At 56.0% G+C, this 16,767-nt stretch carries 14 protein-coding genes; 2 read left to right on the top strand and 12 right to left on the bottom strand.

All coding sequences use genetic code 11. The features are described from left to right. Window positions 1–141 precede the first annotated feature (141 nt). A complete protein-coding gene (locus tag ABT56_RS08430; protein WP_053062422.1) occupies window positions 142–2,214 on the bottom strand; it encodes a leucine-rich repeat domain-containing protein in 2,073 nt (690 codons plus the stop codon). A gap of 154 nt (window positions 2,215–2,368) precedes the next feature. Between ABT56_RS08430 and ABT56_RS08425 the strand changes: the two genes are divergently transcribed. Both ABT56_RS08425 and ABT56_RS08420 read left to right on the top strand, forming a co-directional pair. Then, window positions 2,369–3,595, top strand: coding sequence for a vWA domain-containing protein (locus ABT56_RS08425; protein ID WP_084722197.1), 1,227 nt, complete (start codon window positions 2,369–2,371; stop codon window positions 3,593–3,595). Between the two features lie 114 nt (window positions 3,596–3,709). Continuing rightward, window positions 3,710–4,816, top strand: a complete 1,107-nt coding sequence (locus tag ABT56_RS08420) for an AAA family ATPase (protein ID WP_047878463.1) — start codon at window positions 3,710–3,712, stop codon at window positions 4,814–4,816. Window positions 4,817–4,899: 83 nt separating this feature from the next. On the opposite strand, the gene fis is transcribed toward ABT56_RS08420, so the two are convergent. The 11 genes from fis to ABT56_RS08365 form a co-directional block, all read right to left on the bottom strand. Continuing rightward, on the bottom strand, window positions 4,900–5,196 hold the full coding sequence (gene fis / locus ABT56_RS08415) for a DNA-binding transcriptional regulator Fis (protein ID WP_005372656.1): 297 nt from the start codon (window positions 5,194–5,196) through the stop codon (window positions 4,900–4,902). A gap of 22 nt (window positions 5,197–5,218) precedes the next feature. After that, window positions 5,219–6,184, bottom strand: a complete 966-nt coding sequence (dusB, locus tag ABT56_RS08410; RefSeq protein WP_047878462.1) for a tRNA dihydrouridine synthase DusB — start codon at window positions 6,182–6,184, stop codon at window positions 5,219–5,221. 148 nt (window positions 6,185–6,332) lie between these two features. Further along, window positions 6,333–7,217, bottom strand: coding sequence for a 50S ribosomal protein L11 methyltransferase (prmA, locus tag ABT56_RS08405; RefSeq protein WP_047878429.1), 885 nt, complete (start codon window positions 7,215–7,217; stop codon window positions 6,333–6,335). Window positions 7,218–7,316: 99 nt separating this feature from the next. After that, a complete protein-coding gene (panF, locus tag ABT56_RS08400; protein WP_047878428.1) occupies window positions 7,317–8,774 on the bottom strand; it encodes a sodium/pantothenate symporter in 1,458 nt (485 codons plus the stop codon). Further along, the gene (locus ABT56_RS08395; RefSeq protein ID WP_047878427.1) at window positions 8,767–9,048 is read right to left on the bottom strand and encodes a YhdT family protein; all 282 of its coding nucleotides are present in this window, start codon (window positions 9,046–9,048) and stop codon (window positions 8,767–8,769) included. The genes panF and ABT56_RS08395 overlap by 8 nt, the downstream gene beginning before the upstream one ends. A gap of 214 nt (window positions 9,049–9,262) precedes the next feature. Continuing rightward, window positions 9,263–10,606 carry an acetyl-CoA carboxylase biotin carboxylase subunit gene (accC, locus tag ABT56_RS08390; protein ID WP_047878426.1) on the bottom strand — a complete coding sequence of 448 codons (1,344 nt, stop codon included), beginning with the start codon at window positions 10,604–10,606 and terminating at the stop codon, window positions 9,263–9,265. A gap of 16 nt (window positions 10,607–10,622) precedes the next feature. After that, window positions 10,623–11,084, bottom strand: a complete 462-nt coding sequence (gene accB / locus ABT56_RS08385) for an acetyl-CoA carboxylase biotin carboxyl carrier protein (protein ID WP_047878425.1) — start codon at window positions 11,082–11,084, stop codon at window positions 10,623–10,625. A gap of 18 nt (window positions 11,085–11,102) precedes the next feature. Next, window positions 11,103–11,558: a type II 3-dehydroquinate dehydratase gene (aroQ, locus tag ABT56_RS08380; protein WP_047878424.1), complete on the bottom strand. Its 456-nt coding sequence runs from the start codon at window positions 11,556–11,558 to the stop codon at window positions 11,103–11,105. Between the two features lie 345 nt (window positions 11,559–11,903). Beyond that, complete coding sequence (gene acs / locus ABT56_RS08375) at window positions 11,904–13,853, bottom strand: acetate--CoA ligase (protein ID WP_047878423.1); 1,950 nt, start codon at window positions 13,851–13,853, stop codon at window positions 11,904–11,906. Window positions 13,854–14,119: 266 nt separating this feature from the next. Further along, complete coding sequence (locus ABT56_RS08370) at window positions 14,120–14,749, bottom strand: 3'-5' exonuclease (protein ID WP_047878422.1); 630 nt, start codon at window positions 14,747–14,749, stop codon at window positions 14,120–14,122. 24 nt (window positions 14,750–14,773) lie between these two features. Next, entirely contained in the window at window positions 14,774–16,585 is a 1,812-nt protein-coding gene (locus tag ABT56_RS08365) for a DUF294 nucleotidyltransferase-like domain-containing protein (RefSeq protein WP_047878421.1), read from the bottom strand. Window positions 16,586–16,767 lie beyond the last annotated feature (182 nt).

Below are 16,767 nucleotides of genomic sequence, written 5' to 3'. Positions count from 1 at the left end.
ACGCCTAAGGGGGAACGTTCAAAGAGGGAGTATGGTTCACTCTAGGTGGGTAGGTGTCTTAACAATGAGAGCCGCGCCGGATCCTGAAAGATAGCCGCCAGCAATAGCTGGCGGCGAGCGCTGTGACAACGGGTGAAAGAACTATTCGTCGATGACTGGCGTGTTCTCGTCGGTGAGGATCTGACAGTCAGGATTGGCCTTGCGAAATGCTTCGGGTATGTCAATCGGGCGGTAGCTCATTGTGTCGTAGCCGGTGTGGTAATCGGGCTGTCGGGCGCGGCGCATGTCAATCCATTGCAGGGACGGCATATTTATCAGTACCTGAGGGAAGGTTTCAAAATGGTTGAAGCTCAGATCTAGGTGCGTCAATGCCTGCAATGCCGTTAGCTTGGCCGGTAGCTTTTCTAGACGGTTGCGCGATAAATTCAAGTGGGTGATATGGGGGTACAGCTCGATATCCACCGGTAGTGTTTTCAATAAACAGTTGCGAGCATTGATTGCCTGAACGGGAGCGGACAAACGCTCAGGGGCCGGTAACCGGGTATTTTTCTTCTTGAGATCAGAGAGGTTGCGGCTCAGGTAAAGAGTCGGGCTGCGGTGTATATTCATCAGGCGCTTCGTGCGCTGCTCCGGTGTCTCTTGGTTGCGACCAACCCAATTCAGGCCATTATTGAAACCACAGGCGCGTGACCAGTCAAGGCTGTAGCGGCCATCTTCTAGCTGCTCAATGCACGCGTTGATCGCCTGATCGCGGCACTCGCTCTCTTCTTTATCAAACAAGATATAGAGCAAGCCCTCGCAATGATGCTGCCAGTGGCGAAGGGCTACATCCTGGCACAAATCCTTGCCCCATTTTTTCTCAAGCCCTTTGAGGCGCTTGTAGAACAGTCCCTCACCATCGTACTCGGACATCTCGGTGTTTTTGTTGTATAGCTCGTGCAATAGCGCGCGATCTTGTACCGCCATCTGAAATAGCTCTTCGCCCACCCCAGCCAGAAGGCGTTTGATGGATTTGCGGATGTCTGCATTCGCGGTGGTTTTTAGAACAAAGAACAGCGGCCGGTGCATCTTTGGGGTCACGCCACCTTGTTCAATCATGCTCAGCGCGACATGGTGTGCAGCCTCATCGGGTGAGGATAGCATCGACAGCACGTTGTCGACCATTGCCTGGCCCTGCTCGGGCTGCTCGTGGATTGCCTGCTGCAGGAATTGCGGTGCTTGGCTTTGCAGGGTTTGCTGGAGCCCTGTCTCATCGATCAAGCGAGGGTCTTCGTCGCTGAATAAGTGGGTGTCTTTCGGATTATTGCCCAGAACGATATGGCTCACTTTCTCCGTCAGCGTTTTACTGATCGTGATGCCAAGCGGTGCCAGCTTGTTTTTGAGCTCGGCCGCTTTAATGCCTGTCTTTCCGCAAATATACAGCACAGCACCGTCAGCCAGCGGTAGCTTGGTTTGGTTGCTTTCACTTTGCTTGCGCAGCCAAGCTAGCGCGCGTTCTTTAAACGGTAGATATTTCCCTTCTAGAAAAGTCAGGTAAAACCGACCGTCCATGTCAGGCAGTTCGCGGGTAAAGTTCATCCCCAGCAGAATATGGGTGTAGCGCTGCTTGTCTTCATCACTGAGTGGTGACTGGCGCAGCACCTTGAGCTGCTTGGTGAGATCTTTGCTACGGCGCAGGTTATCGTCGCACTCAATCTGGACATCGACCGAGGCGGCAAACAGTGGCAGTGCGGCGGGCGCAGTGTGTTGGTCCAGATGTGGCTGGATAGTCAAAACCTTGAGCTGAGGCAGCGTCAAGGCACCGTCCAGATTGGGGCATGACCCAAGACTGGTGTATGTATGGATACCGATATACAGCTCGGCGAGCTGGGTCATCTGGCTGAGATCGCCCACAGCTTTGAGCTGGCTGTCGAGAATGAGCAATTCATTGAGCTGTCCGAGCCCGCGAATCGTTGGCGGTAACTGCTCACCTTCGCAGTCGAAAAGGTATAAGCATTCAAGCTGCGGCAGGAACGGAAATGCGTGCTCCCCTTCTGGGTGGCATAGGTCGTCGATCTGCTCGAGGTGAAGATGGGTCAGGTTCGGGCAGTGGACGAGCCATTGGAGATCGGCACAACGTTGCTGTGATAATCGGAGCTCGGTGACGGTATTAAGATCGCCATGTACCTTTTCTAAGGCTTGGCGTTGGGTTTCGGGTAGCGGTGTGAGGCTCATGTCTGACTTAAAATGCTAGGTATGGAGTTGGGCAATTTAGCATAAAAGCGGGTTGGCTATACCATTGCTATTACAATAAATTCTTTTCAATCATAACTTTATGTTATCGTCTCGGCAGCAACATGCTGTTCCTGCAGACACACTTGGGTGACATATGTCTTTAACGTTATTGCCAGCATCGCAAAGTATCAGCACTGCTATGGTGCGTTTGATGCTGGCCGAACCTTTTTACGGCCATTATCTGACGGTCATGAATAAAGTCATTGCCGCACCAGAATGTGGCGATCAGGCCCTTTGCCTAACATGGCAAGAGGACGGTGAGTTGGTACTGCGTTGTCAGCCTGAACAATGGATGCAGCTAACGAAGCTGCAACAGCAAGGGGCATTGAAACATGAAGCGCTGCATTTGGTTTTAGGCCATGTGTGGCGGCGTCATCATTACTATGATCTGGTGATCTTTGACTGCGCGGCGGACTTGGTGGTTAACCAGTATTTGCGACAGGAACAGATTTGCCCGCCGATGGTCACGTTGGCGAGCATCAACGCGTGGCTCAGCACGCTGGGCCTGCCGCCGCTCGACCCATTTTTAGGGGTAGATGACTATTATCAGGCCTTGTTGCCATTACGTTCCCAGCTAGTCCAGTCGATGCCGGAATTAGGCCACAACCCTACGTCGCCCGATTCGGGGAGGCTATGGCACCAGAGTTGGCAAGCTATATCCCAGCAGGGGGATGCCATACTCAAGCTGCAGCAAAGCCAATGGCAGCAGCATGCGCTCAATGCGGCACATCGCGTGGGGGAGGTAGGCTGCGGTGACTTGCCACAGGAGTTGCGTGAACAGTTGGCCGAGATTGAGGCGCGGATGAAGGCCCAGATCAATTGGCGCCGATTGCTGCGCTTGTTTGCGCATAATGCCCGCAAAACCAAGTTGAAAAATACCCTGCGCCGTCCTTCCAAGCGCTATGGCACCGTACCCGGTATCCAGGTGCAGCCGCTGCAACGTATCTTGGTGGCGGTAGATACATCAGGCAGCGTATCGGCGACGCAGCTCAGCCAGTTTTTTGATGAGATTTACTGGATTTGGCGAACGGGTGCCGAAATCATCATTGTTGAGTGCGATGTCGACATTCAGTGCCAGTACCACTATCGCGGCGAGCCTATCTCAGAGGTGAGTGGTCGTGGGGGAACCGATTTTAATGCCCCTATCAAGCTCGCCAACCAGCTACGGGTGGACGCGCTGATCTACTTTACCGATGGCGAAGCCGCTGCGCCTATTGAGCATCCGCGCATGCCCTTGCTGTGGCTTTTGCATAACCCCGCACATGATAGGGTTACTGCGCATTTAGCACCGAGCGGTCGCGTACTGACGATGACCGCCTGATCCCCTTCGGACGATGAGTTTGTTTTATTTCAGATAACCGCGATGGCCGTTACGCATCGTTATATTGCACTGCATGCTAACGTGCCGTCAGGTGATTTAATTTTGGGAGCCCCCATGAGCAAGACCGCTCTACATTATCAATTTTATGGCCAGCGCTGCGACGCACCGTCGGTCCAGAATTTTCTGGACCATTTGTTAGGCAGCCAACTTCGTACCCCTGTGTGTATTTGGGGGCGCCATGGTATAGGCAAAACCGAATTGGTGGCGCAAATAGCCAAGGCAAAAGGCATGGCCTTTCGCGATATTGCCCCCGCCCAATTTGAAGAAATGGGGGATTTGTTGGGCTTGCCGCAGCTCAAAGAGGTTGATGGCAAGAGCATCACCCAGTTCGCCCCACCGGAGTGGGTTCCCCGCGAGGACGTGCCGGGTATTTTGTTGATCGACGATGTCAACCGAGCCGATGACCGTATTTTGCGAGGTATTATGCAGCTGCTGCAAAACCACGCCTTGGTGAGCTGGGCGCTGCCGCCGCAATGGCGGATCGTGCTGACAGCCAACCCAGATGGCGGCGACTACAGCGTGACGCCGATGGATGACGCTATGCTGACACGGATGATGCATATTACCCTCGAGTTTGATCCGAAAGCGTGGGCGTGGTGGGCGCAACAAGCGGGTATCGACTCGCGGGGGATCGACTTTGTGCTGATTTACCCTGAGCTGGTGAGCGGCGCGCGTACGACCCCGCGCTCGTTGGTGCAATTTTTCAAGAGTATCGAGGGGATCGCCGATCTGAAAGCGGAACTGTCATTGGTTCATCAGCTGGCACAGTCTTGTCTGGATGAGGCCACCTCGGCGGCTTTCGTGACGTTTGTTCGACAAAACCTTAGTGCGTTGGTGAGTGCTGAAACCATTGTCTCGGCCAAGGATTTTGATAAACAGGTACTGCCGGCGATTACTCGCAGTGTGGGCAAGGACACGCCGCGCATCGATGTGCTTGCAACGCTGTGCACGCGTTTGTGCCATTATCTAAAGCAGAACCCTAAAAGCCTCAAGGGGACGGGGCTAACCAATGTCCAGCGTTTCCTGAAAATGGAATTACTGCCCCATGACCTGCGTTTGGGGCTGATGCAGGATTTAATGCAAAGTGGCGATCCTGCACTGAAGGCGGTATTGGCTGACGTTGAGTTGGCCCAGCAGTTCCTGAGTGTATCCATTGCCTAGCCGTGGTTTGTTGCTCCGGATATGAAAACGGGCCGCATTTTTCAATGCGGCCCATTTCAATACAGGGATTTACTGATTGTTTATCAGTTCATGCCGTATTTTTTCAGTTTCTTGCGTAGAGTACCACGGTTGATACCCATCATAGTTGCAGCACGAGTCTGGTTACCGCGAGTGTACTGCATGATAGTGTCAAGCAGAGGCTGCTCAACTTCAGCAAGTACTAGCTCGTACAGATCATCGACTTCCTGACCGTTTAGTTGAGCCAGGTAGTTTTTCAGCGACGCTTTAACAGAGTCACGAAGTGGCTTCTGTGTGATTTGGTCCTGTGAAGTAACAGTTGTTACTGTCAATGCTTCGGAAGTCAGATTTTGTTCGAACATATTCTGTAAGCTCTTCTCGTATTTATGCAACGTTGTCGAAGTAGCCTTGCAGCGCGTCGAGTTGCTGTTGGGCATTCTCGATTGCGTTGAAGGAGCGGCGGAACGAATCAGCTGTGGCCTGTTCTTTCAAGTACCAACCCACATGTTTGCGGGCGATGCGCAAGCCAAGAAAATCGCCGTAGAAACGGTGAAGCTCCTGAACATGACCCAGCATGATACTGCTGACCTCGTCGGTAGACGGTGCCGGCAGGTGTTCGCCAGTTGTTAAGTAGTGGTGGATTTCCTGGAAAATCCACGGACGCCCCTGCGCAGGGCGGCCAATCATCAAGCCATCGGCACCGGTGTAATCCAGTACAAAGCGTGCCTTTTCCGGTGAATCGATATCACCGTTCGCAATTACCGGAATCGAGATCGCCTCTTTCACGGACTTGATGTAATCGTATTCTGCCTCGCCTTTGTACATACAGGCTTTGGTCCGGCCATGAAGGGCCAGTGCCTGTATGCCGCATTGTTCGGCACGTTTGGCAATATCGACACAGTTTCGGTTGTCGAGATCCCAGCCGGTACGGGTTTTCAGTGTCACGGGGACATCTACAGCATCCACAACGCTGCGAAGAATATCTTCGATCAGCTCGGGGTACTGTAACAGTGCCGAGCCAGCAAGGCGCTTGTTGACCTTCTTGGCCGGGCAGCCCATGTTGATGTCGATGATTTGGGCACCGTTCTCAACACTGAACTGCGCTGCTTCGGCCATCAGTATCGGATCGCTGCCGGCAATCTGTACCGAGCGCACCCCTGATTCACCTTCGTGCACCATGCGGTTCTGGGATTTGGCGGTTTTCCACAGGTCCGGATTAGACGACATCATTTCGCTGACAGCCATCCCCGCGCCGTAGCGCAGGCATAACTCGCGGAATGGCCGATCGGTTACGCCCGCCATTGGGGCAACTATCAGCTGGTTTTTTAGTTGATATGGACCGATCTTCAAACGTCTATTCCCGACAATGCCAGTAAGGGCGCGCATTTTACGCATTTTTTCCCTTTCTGAAAAGGCCAATAATTGAGCATTTAGGTTTTGCATTACAAAACTGTACTTTTTTCAATCAATTGGCCATCAATGCAAGAGGGAAAAGTGCTTAAGCTTTGTAGCCTGAAATACGGCACCATTCTTCGCGTGCAGCGATTGGATCAAGCGTCAGCTCGTCGCCGTAGTAGCTGGCAACGTCCTCGGCCTGGCTTTCCAGAACACCGGAAATAGCCAGTAGGCCGCCGTCTTTGACCAGGCTCTTGATTACCGGTGACAGCTCGCGAAGCGGGCCGGCCAGAATGTTGGCAACCACGACATCGGCTTGGATATCGGCTGGCTGGTCTTTTGGCAGGTAAAGCTCAAGGTTGTCGGCAACACCATTGCGCTCGGCGTTGTCGCGTGAAGCCTGAATAGCCTGCGGGTCGATGTCGATACCGATAACCTTGGCCGCGCCCAATTTCAGGGCTGCGATAGCCAGAATGCCCGAGCCACAGCCGAAGTCGATCACTGTCTTGCCAGTCAGATCTTGGCCGTCAAGCCACTCTAGGCATAGTGAAGTGGTTGGGTGGGTACCGGTACCGAATGCAAGACCTGGGTCAAGCATGACGTTAACCGCGTCTGGTTCTGGAGCCTCGCGCCAGCTAGGGCAGATCCACAGGCGGCGGCCGAAACGCATTGGGTGGAAGTTGTCCATCCACTCGCGCTCCCAGTCCTTGTCTTCGATCTGCTCGATTTTGTAGGCAAAATCGTCGGCGATCAGTGGGCTGTTCTTCAGCATATCAAGGACGATATTCATATCGGTTTCTGCATCGTACAGGCCGACCACATCGGTATCCCCCCACAGGCGGGTCTCACCCGGCAGTGGTTCGAATACCGGTGTGTCCTGAGCATCCAGGAAAGTGGCCGATACGGCACCGGTCTCTTCCATCAGCATATCGCCGATGGCTTCAGCATTTTCAGCCGTTGCGTTCAGTTTGATTTGAATCCAAGGCATGGTCTATTCGCTTATGTTAGCTACGGTTCAAGGATGCGGAGTCTAGCATGAAATTTAGGCAGTGGTAAAAAGATAGCACCCGAGGGTGCTATCTGACAGTTAGGCTTGTTGCGGGGTCGAGACCCTGACCGGCCGGGCGAGGCTGCCGCCAACGAAGGCGGCAAGGCTCAGCAGCAGGGTCGGGACGATGGCGTGGACGCCGCCCAAATCAGGCTTGGCAACAGAGAGGCCGATGTAGCAGGACAGGCCCACCGCCATGGAGGCAAACGCCCCTGTGGCCGAGGCTTTTTTCCAGTACAGGCCAAGCACCAGCGGCCATAGGAATACTGCCTGCATGCCGCCGAAGGCCAGCAAGTTGAGCCAGATGATCATATCCGGCGGGTTGGTCGCGGCAACGAAGACCAGCAGCGAGAAAATGCCGGTTACCCACAGTGACAGTTTCGGCAGGCGGCGCTCGGCCTCCTCGCCCTCTGCGGCCTGGGGGTTGATGTAATTGAGGTAGAGATCCTTGAGCAGGGTCGCCGAGGCTTGGATCAGCTGCGAGTCGATGGTCGACATGATGGCGGCCATCGGGCCGGCCAGGAAGATCCCGGCGACAACCGGCGGCAGTACCGTCATCATCAGGGTCGGCATGATCTGGTCCGGGCTGGCGATATCAGGCACGATAGCTCGGCCCAGCGCGCCGGCAAGGTGCATCCCTAGCATCAGGAAGGCCACCATCGCGGTGCTGATCACCATTCCCTTGTGCAGCGAGCCGCTCGATTTGTAAGACATGCAGCGAACTGCGGCATGGGGCAGGCCGATGACGCCAAAACAGACCAACACCCAGAAGCTGAGCATGAACGGCTGGCTGAGGAAGTTGTCGGGGCCGAACGGGCTCAGCAGCGCCGGATCGATCCGGTGTAGCTCACCCATCATCTCGCCGATGCTGCCGCCGGCGTGGACGATCCCGACCAGCAGGGCAATGGTGCCGATGATCATCATGATCCCTTGGATGGTATCGGTCATCACCACGGCGCGGAAGCCGCCGATAGTGGTGTAGAGGCCGACGGTCACCGCGAACAGCATCAGGCCGTGCTGGTAGGAGAGGCCGGTGACGGTTTGCAGCAGGCGGGCACCGCCGACGAACTGGACCACCATGGTGCCGAAGAATGCTAGCAGCAGGGCCAACGAGGCGAAGATCACCACCCCGCGGTTGCGGTAGCGGGCATAGAGGATGTCGTTAAGGGTCAGTGCATTGTGGCGGCGGGCCTCGATGGCAAATTTCTTGCCGAGCACCCCGAGGGTCAGCCACGCGGCGGGCAGCTGGATCATAGCCAGCAATACCCAGCCCAGCCCCATCTTGTAGGCGGCACCCGGGCCGCCGATGAAGGAGCTGGCACTGGCATAGGTGGCAGCCAAGGTCATGGCGAGGACGAAGCCCCCCATGCTGCGGTTGCCGACGAGGTATTCGTTGAGGAAGCCGTTGCTATTGCTGCGGCCGCGTCGTGAATAGAGCGCCACGGCAAATACTGCCAAAAGGTATAGGACAAGAGGGATCAGCAGCTGACTATTCATTATGGCTCTCCTGCTCGATATCAAGCGGCATGTCGCGGTAGAGGTACTTGACCATCAGGCCGCATAGCACGGTGAATACGACCGGGCCGACGATGCAGGCGAGGAGGAACCACAGGGGGAAGCCCCAGTAAAGTGATGGCATGGCATTGTCAGCCCCGGCAGGAGCAAAGGCATAGGCGGAAATATACCACCAGGCAAAATAGGCCAAGGCCAGCCCAATCGCCCATTTGGCTTCCCGATGGGCTTGGCGATAGCGCGCAGCAAGCGTTTTCATGGCAAAAAGATTCCGTTGTTAAGCTTGTTGAAATGAGCACCTAGTGCCCCATTGTGCTTAATCTTCATACAAAAAAGGTGGGGTATTGTGGCAAAACTTGGCGTGAATCGCTAGGAAATGGCTGTGAATTTAGCTGCGATGGCGCCGCAGGGGTAGGGCCCTGCATGGAGGCGGCAAGAAAAAAGGCTGCCGTGGCAGCCTTTTGTAATGGCAATCAATGCATGCCGAGTTTCTTTTCCAAATAGTGGATATTGGCACCACCGTGCTGGAAGTTCTCGTCGGCCATGATCTCCTGCTGGAGCGGGACGTTGGTTTTGATCCCGTCGATGATCATTTCGCTCAGGGCGTTCTTCATGCGGGCAATCGCCACGTCACGGTTCTCGCCGTAGGTGATCAGCTTGCCGATCATCGAGTCGTAATGAGGTGGCACGGTATAGCCCGAGTAAATATGCGACTCCCAGCGTACGCCCATGCCGCCAGGGGCATGGAAGCGCTCGACCTTGCCCGGTGAAGGCAGGAAGCGGACTGGGTCTTCGGCATTGATACGGCACTCAATGGCATGGCCCTTGATCTTGATGTCATCTTGGGTGAATGACAGCGGCTGGCCGGCTGCAATGCGAAGCTGCTCTTTGATCAGGTCAACGCCGGTCACCATCTCGGTCACTGGGTGCTCAACCTGAATACGGGTGTTCATCTCGATGAAGTAGAACTCGCCGTTTTCGTACAGGAATTCGAACGTACCCGCACCGCGGTAGCCGATTTCGATACATGCACGGGTACAGCGCTCACCGATGTACTTGCGCATCTCCTCGGTGATGCCCGGTGCCGGTGCTTCCTCGACCACTTTCTGGTGGCGACGCTGCATCGAACAGTCGCGCTCGCCAAGGTGGATCGCACCGCCCTGGCCGTCGGCAATCACCTGGACTTCGATATGGCGAGGGTTCTCGAGGAACTTCTCCATGTAGACCATATCGTTGCTGAAAGCCGCCTTGGCTTCGGCACGGGTCATGGCGATGGCATTGATCAGCTCGCCCTCGCTGCGTACGACGCGCATGCCGCGACCGCCGCCGCCGCCCGATGCCTTGATGATCACTGGATAGCCGATACGCTTGGCAATGGCCTTGTTCTTGGCTTCGTCGTCGCCCAGCGGGCCGTCAGAACCAGGAACGCATGGTACGCCGGCTTTTTTCATAGCAGAGATGGCTGATACCTTGTCACCCATCATGCGGATCGTGTCGGCTTTCGGGCCAACGAAGATGAAACCTGAGCGCTCAACCTGCTCGGCAAAATCGGCGTTTTCAGACAGGAAGCCGTAACCCGGGTGGATGGCAACGGCCCCGGTGATTTCTGCCGCACTGATGATGCGAGGAATGTTCAGGTAGCTCTCGGAGCTCTTGGCCGGGCCGATACAGATCGACTCGTCAGCCAGCAGTACGTGCTTCAGATCGCGGTCGGCTGTAGAGTGCACCGCGACCGTCTTGATGCCCAGCTCTTTACAGGCACGCAAGATACGTAGGGCAATTTCGCCTCGGTTGGCGATGACGACTTTATCTAACATAATGAACCCCGATCGGTTATTCGATAATAACAAGCGGCTGGTCGAATTCTACCGCGTCACCGTCTTCAGCCAGGATGGCAACAACAGTACCGGCTTTGTCCGATTCGATCTGGTTCATCATTTTCATGGCTTCAACGATGCATAGGGTATCACCTACGTTCACCGACTGGCCGACTTCGATAAATGGCTTCGCTTCTGGGCTTGGCGCACGGTAGAAGGAGCCGACCATTGGCGACAGTACCTGATGGCCTGCTGGCGCGGCAGCAACGGGTGCGGTTTCTGCAGCTGGCGCTGCGGCAACAGGTGCTGGTGCAGCTACTGGCGCAGGGGCTGCAACAGTTTGTACCGGTGCTGCAACCTGTACGGCTGCGGTTGCGCGGCTGATGCGTACGGACTCTTCACCTTCGGAGATTTCCAGCTCAGCAATACCAGACTCTTCTACTAGCTCAATCAGTTTTTTGATCTTACGAATATCCATTTATCTTTCTCTTTATGTTCAGTTGGCGGCTGCACGCAGGCGGTTGACGGCTGCTTGCAGAGCAAAATCATAACCATCGGGCCCAAGGCCACAAATAACCCCCACTGCCTTGTCTGACAGGTAGGAGTGATGGCGGAAGGGCTCACGGGCATGGACGTTGGACAGGTGCACTTCAATAAACGGAATGCTAACCCCCAGCAACGCATCCCTGATTGCAACGCTGGTATGGGTAAATGCCGCGGGGTTGATAAGGATGAAATCAACCTTGCCGTAGGCATTATGGATTGCGTCAATCAGTACGTGTTCTGCGTTGGACTGGATGTGCTCTAGCGTCACACCGAGTTCGGTTGCCTTGGCTGTCAGATGGTCCACGATCTCGGCAAGCGACTGCTGGCCGTAGTGGCCGGGCTCGCGCAAACCGAGAAGATTTAGGTTTGGACCATTGATTAATAAAATTCGTTGATTGGTCGACATCTTGACGTTAATTCACCTGTTCTTGAGGGTTAACTCGGTAATTGTGCACGAACGTGTAAATTACCTTCCTTGTGTTCCAATTTTATCAGCCAAAGCGTGCGTGAAGTGCAATTATAGAGAATTCACAGCAAATCGCAGCAAAATACTGGTCTAATCACCACAGTTTAGAGTGAACAGCTGTACGCTGACTTAATTTTTATAAAGCGGTGGCCTATGGTTGACTATAGGCCGAATTTAGCACTATGCGTGAGTTATGTGGTGGGGGCAACCTCTTGTCGGGGATGAGGTTATCAGAGTTGGCGGTGGATCAAAAAAGCCGCTTGTAAGCGGCTTTTTTGCTGAGAGTTATAGGACTTTTTGCTTCTCGGCGATGAGTTTATCGACCACGCTCGGATCGGCCAGCGTTGAGGTATCCCCAAGCGAGGCGGTGTCTCCGGTGGCAATTTTGCGCAGGATCCGGCGCATGATTTTGCCCGAACGGGTTTTCGGCAGGGCATCGGTCCAGTGGAGGAAGTCCGGGGTGGCAATCGGCCCAATTTCCTTGCGGACCCACTCTTTGACTTCTTTGTGCAGTTCGGCGCTTGGCACTTCGCCGTCGTTGAGGGTGATGTAGGCGTAGATAGCCTGCCCCTTGATGTCATGCGGAACCCCGACAATCGCGGCCTCGGCGATTTTGTCGAAGGCAACCAGCGCCGACTCGATTTCGGCGGTCCCCATCCGGTGGCCGGAAATGTTCAGGACATCGTCGACCCGGCCGGTGATCCAGTAGTAGCCGTCCTCGTCACGACGGGCCCCGTCACCCGTGAAATACATCCCCTGAAAGGTAGAGAAGTAGGTTTGCTCGAAGCGCTCGTGATCGCCCCATAGGGTCCGCATCTGGCCGGGCCATGAATCAATCATTACCAAGTTGCCCTCGGTAGCACCGTCGAGGATGTTGCCCATGTTGTCGACCAGTGCAGGCTGAACGCCGAAGAACGGACGGGTAGCCGAGCCGGGTTTGAGTGCCGTGGCACCCGGCAGCGGGGTGATCAGGATCCCGCCGGTCTCGGTCTGCCACCAAGTATCGACAATCGGGCAGCGGCTGTCGCCGATGGTGCGGTGGTACCATTCCCACGCTTCCGGGTTGATAGGCTCGCCCACCGAGCCCATGATCCGCAGCGAAGCGCGGTTGGTGCCAGCAATGGCTTCCTCGCCCTTGGCCATCAGGGCGCGGATGGCGGTCGGTGCGGTGTAGAGGATATTGACCTGATGCTTGTCGACCACCTCGCTCATGCGGCTGGTGGACGGGTAGTTGGGGACGCCCTCGAACAACAGGGTGGTGGCCCCGTTGGCCAGTGGGCCGTAGACCAGATAGCTGTGTCCGGTGATCCAGCCGACATCGGCGGTACACCAGTAGATCTCGCCCTCTTGGTAGTCGAAGACGTGTTTGAAGGTCATGGTGGCGTAGACCAGATAGCCCCCAGTGGTGTGCAAAACACCCTTGGGTTTGCCGGTTGAGCCGGAGGTATAGAGGATAAACAGCGGATCCTCGGCGTTCATCGCCTCGGGCTCGCAGTGGGTCGAGGCCACCGCCGTGGCGTCGTGCCACCAGACATCGCGCTCGCTGTGCCATTCGATAGCCCCGCCGGTACGCTTGAATACGATAACTTTCTCGACACTGGTCACGGCCTTGTTGGCCAGCGCATCATCGACATTTTTCTTGAGCGGGACACTGCGCCCGCCACGAACACCCTCATCAGCCGTGACCACGACCTTGGCATTGGAATCGGTGATTCGGCCGGCCAAGGCTTCAGGCGAGAAACCACCGAAGACAATGGTATGGACGGCTCCAATCCGAGTACAGGCAAGCATTGCCACGGCGGCCTCGGCGACCATCGGCATGTACAGGCAGACGACATCGCCCTTGCGCACGCCTTGGCTCTTTAGGGCGTTGGCGAATTTGCAGACCTGCTCATGCAGTTCGCTGTAGGTAAGGGTCGCATCATCGGCCGGGTCGTCACCTTCCCAGATGATGGCTGGCTGGTCGCCGCGGGTGGCGAGGTGGCGGTCGAGGCAGTTGGCCGAGACATTGAGGGAGCCGTCTTCGAACCATTTGATACTGACGTGGCCGGTATCGAACGAGGTGCTCTTCACCTTGGAGTAAGGTTTGATCCAGTCAACAATCTGGCCGTGCTCGCGCCAGAACCCCTCTGGGTTGATGACGGATTGCTGGTACATTTCGCGGTACTGTTCGTCGGTGATGTGGGCGCTGGCTGCGATATCCTGATTGACTGGATACACATGAACTTCACTCATCCTATTCTCCTTGTGCTCCGTTGGTGCCCCTTCTGGGCCGGATTCTTCTCTGTGTTATGTAGGGCACGCTAGTGCGGGTGTCTCGTTTCAGGGTTGCCCCGTGTTCTCTTTAACTTCCGACAGAACGGCGCAAGCCTCAATTAGACTTTAGGATGAGATGGTAAAAAATGTGCGTCAATCACCGCCGTTGCAGTGCGATTGCAGGGAAAAACTAGCCATCGAACATGCTTCATTTATTGATTGCCCGACCGCTAAGGCGGTGCGGATTAGGCCGCAGGCCGCGAAGGGGATGGGAGATCGCCGTGTTTTAGCCTGACGTAGATCATTGCTGCGGCAATAGCGTCTTGGAGGGCGTCGTGCCGAACCAGAACCGGCAGGCCAAGATGGCGGCTGATGGCGTCTAGGCTTAGGTCGAAGCAAGCATTGGGCAGTTGGCGCTCGAGCTGCTGGTGGTAGAGGTGGCTGACCTCGATCTGGGTATTGGGCAGCGGGAAGCCGAAATAGCGGCGGAAGTAACGATCGAGGATCGTTTTGTCATAGCGGATATGGTAGCCCACCAATGGCCGGTTGCCGATAAAGTCCAGCAGTTGGGATAGCGCGACTTTTTCGCTGACACCGTGGCGAAGATCCTGATGCCGCAGCTGATGGATGGTCACGGAGTCTGCATCGAGACTGGCAGGGGCCTTCAGGGTAATTTGTAGTGATTGGCTGGTCAGGATCCGGTTGGCTTTGATTCGGGTGGCGGCAATGGTGACCAGTTCGGCACGTTGCGGATCGAGGCTGGTCGTTTCGCAGTCGAGCGAAACCAGTTCGTCGCCTTGGTAGCGTCTGAACAAGGGACGGAAGGGGGAGCCTGCCAGTTTGTGGTACAGCCAGTAACGGTGCAGAACGTTCATAGGAAAGGCCTCGCTGTTGCCGGTTCAATCCCGGATCTGGTAGTGGTAGCCGAGCCATTGCTTGAACTTCTTGACCACGTGCAGGCTATGGCGGAGCAGGTCGCGCTCGGCCCGGCTGAGCTCCTCTAGCCGGAGGTGCTGGAGCATGCCGCCAGCGTCCTGTTCCAGCTGTTGGCGTAATCGGAGCTTGATGAATAGCTTGAGGGATTCGGCGAGGTTGGACGCGGTTTGGGGCTCCAGCACCTTGCGTTCGGCGAGCTGTTCAATACGGCTGAAGGTATTGGTCACCGCCACCCCGTACTCGAGGGACAGGGCCCTGATCCCGTGGATAATGGGGAACATGCCGCCCTGCTTGATATCCAGCCCCTGCTTGCCGGCCTTGAGGTTGCCGAACAGGGACAGCGGCAACTGGAAATGCAGGGCGGGTCGGGTAAAGGCGGAAAGCAGCAATTCGTGTTCGGCCATATGCAGGTTGAGGCGTTCATGCAAGGGGGGGAGCAGCGAACGGTTACCTGCCACGGCATGGCTGTCGGCGAGGATGGCCAGTTCCATCATTGCGTTGCCGTCACCGCGACGGATCAGGGCGTCCAAGGTGTCTAGCCATTGGGACTGGGACTTGACCCATTTCGGATTGTTGACCATGACCTGCCCGGGGCACAGCGGGTAGCCCAGCTGTTGCAGGGTCTGGGTGAGTGTTGCCATCACCTGCGGTAATGCCGGCCAGTCGATGCCATCTTCGAGGATTAATGCGTTGTCTTGGTCGGTCTTGAGGATTTGCTCGCCTCGCCCCTCCGATCCCATGACGATGAGGCAGGAATGAGCGTGGAGCGGCTGCGGGACCACGAGCTGAAAGGCTTTTTCGATGATTTGTTCATTGAGCGCGGCGATCAGCTCCATCACGAACCGGGTGTGGATACCGTTATTGAACAAGGTCGCGACCAGCCTCTGCTGGCTGCTGGCAGCCACCGCCAGCTCGTCGACGGTGGTGGCGCGGGCGATGCGCAGGGTCAGGACGTGGGAGTGGGTCGAGAACAGGCTGAGAATTTGGGTTAGGCTCAGCATTCCGGCCACGTCGTCCCCCGCCATGACGGCCACCCGCTTTATCTTGTGGCGGGTCATTGCCAGCATGGCATTGAATAGATAGTCGCCCTTGGAGACGCTGACGACCGGGGTGGTGGCGACCTCTCCAACCTCTGTGTGGTGGGGCAGGCCATCAAGCATGACGGCATGGAGCAGGTTGGTTCGGGTCACGATCCCGATGCCGATGCCGTTGTCCAGCGTGACCAGGGCAGCATCCATTTTATGTTGGTGAAGCTGCTCGGTTGCGGCCTGGAGGCTGCATGCTTGCGCGAGGGTCAGGCATGGCTGGAGGTTGCCATCATCGATCCGGGTGAGGATGAACTCGGCAAGATTCTGTTGCTGCTGGGCATGTTCCAGCAGCTGTTGTCGGCGTGCCAGACTGGTGTCGAAGTAGGCGGCAAACTGATGGTTGCCACGGTAGAACTCGACGAACAGCTGGCGCGGAAGCAGGTAGCAGAGGGTATCCTCGGTAGCGACATAGCGGTGGCGGCTGGTGCCCTCAAGTTGGGCTCGGACATCGAACAGGTCATCGCTGGTGTAGTGGGCATAGATTTCATTGCTGTCGGCAGGAGAGGGGCTGCTTTCCTCGACACTGCCTTTGATAATGATATACAGCGCCTCGCAATGCTCTCCGGCTTCTATAAGGGTTTCGCCGTGGCGGAAGTAGGCGACATCAAGGGCGCCTACCAGCTGTTTCCGTTGGCTATTGCTAAGCCGGTTGAACGGGGGATGGCTGGTATCAAAGCGCTCGGTCATGGCGGCACTCCTTGCTAGCTGCTAGCGTATGGGGATAGCGATACTCCTTGCAGTGTCTGCTTCTTCGAAAGAAAAAGACAGACGACTTTAGTCTAGTCCCGCGATAAAAGGGGAAAGAACCGTGGTTGATAATTTCGTTGGGAGGCGGGGCGGTAATAGGCATAATAGCCCCGCCGTGGGCC

It is taken from the genome of Photobacterium aquae, from assembly GCF_001029445.1.
GTDB classification, from domain to species: Bacteria; Pseudomonadota; Gammaproteobacteria; order Enterobacterales; family Vibrionaceae; genus Photobacterium; species Photobacterium aquae.
Note: the sequence above shows the minus strand (reverse complement) of the source record. Positions and strands in the feature narration are given on the sequence as shown.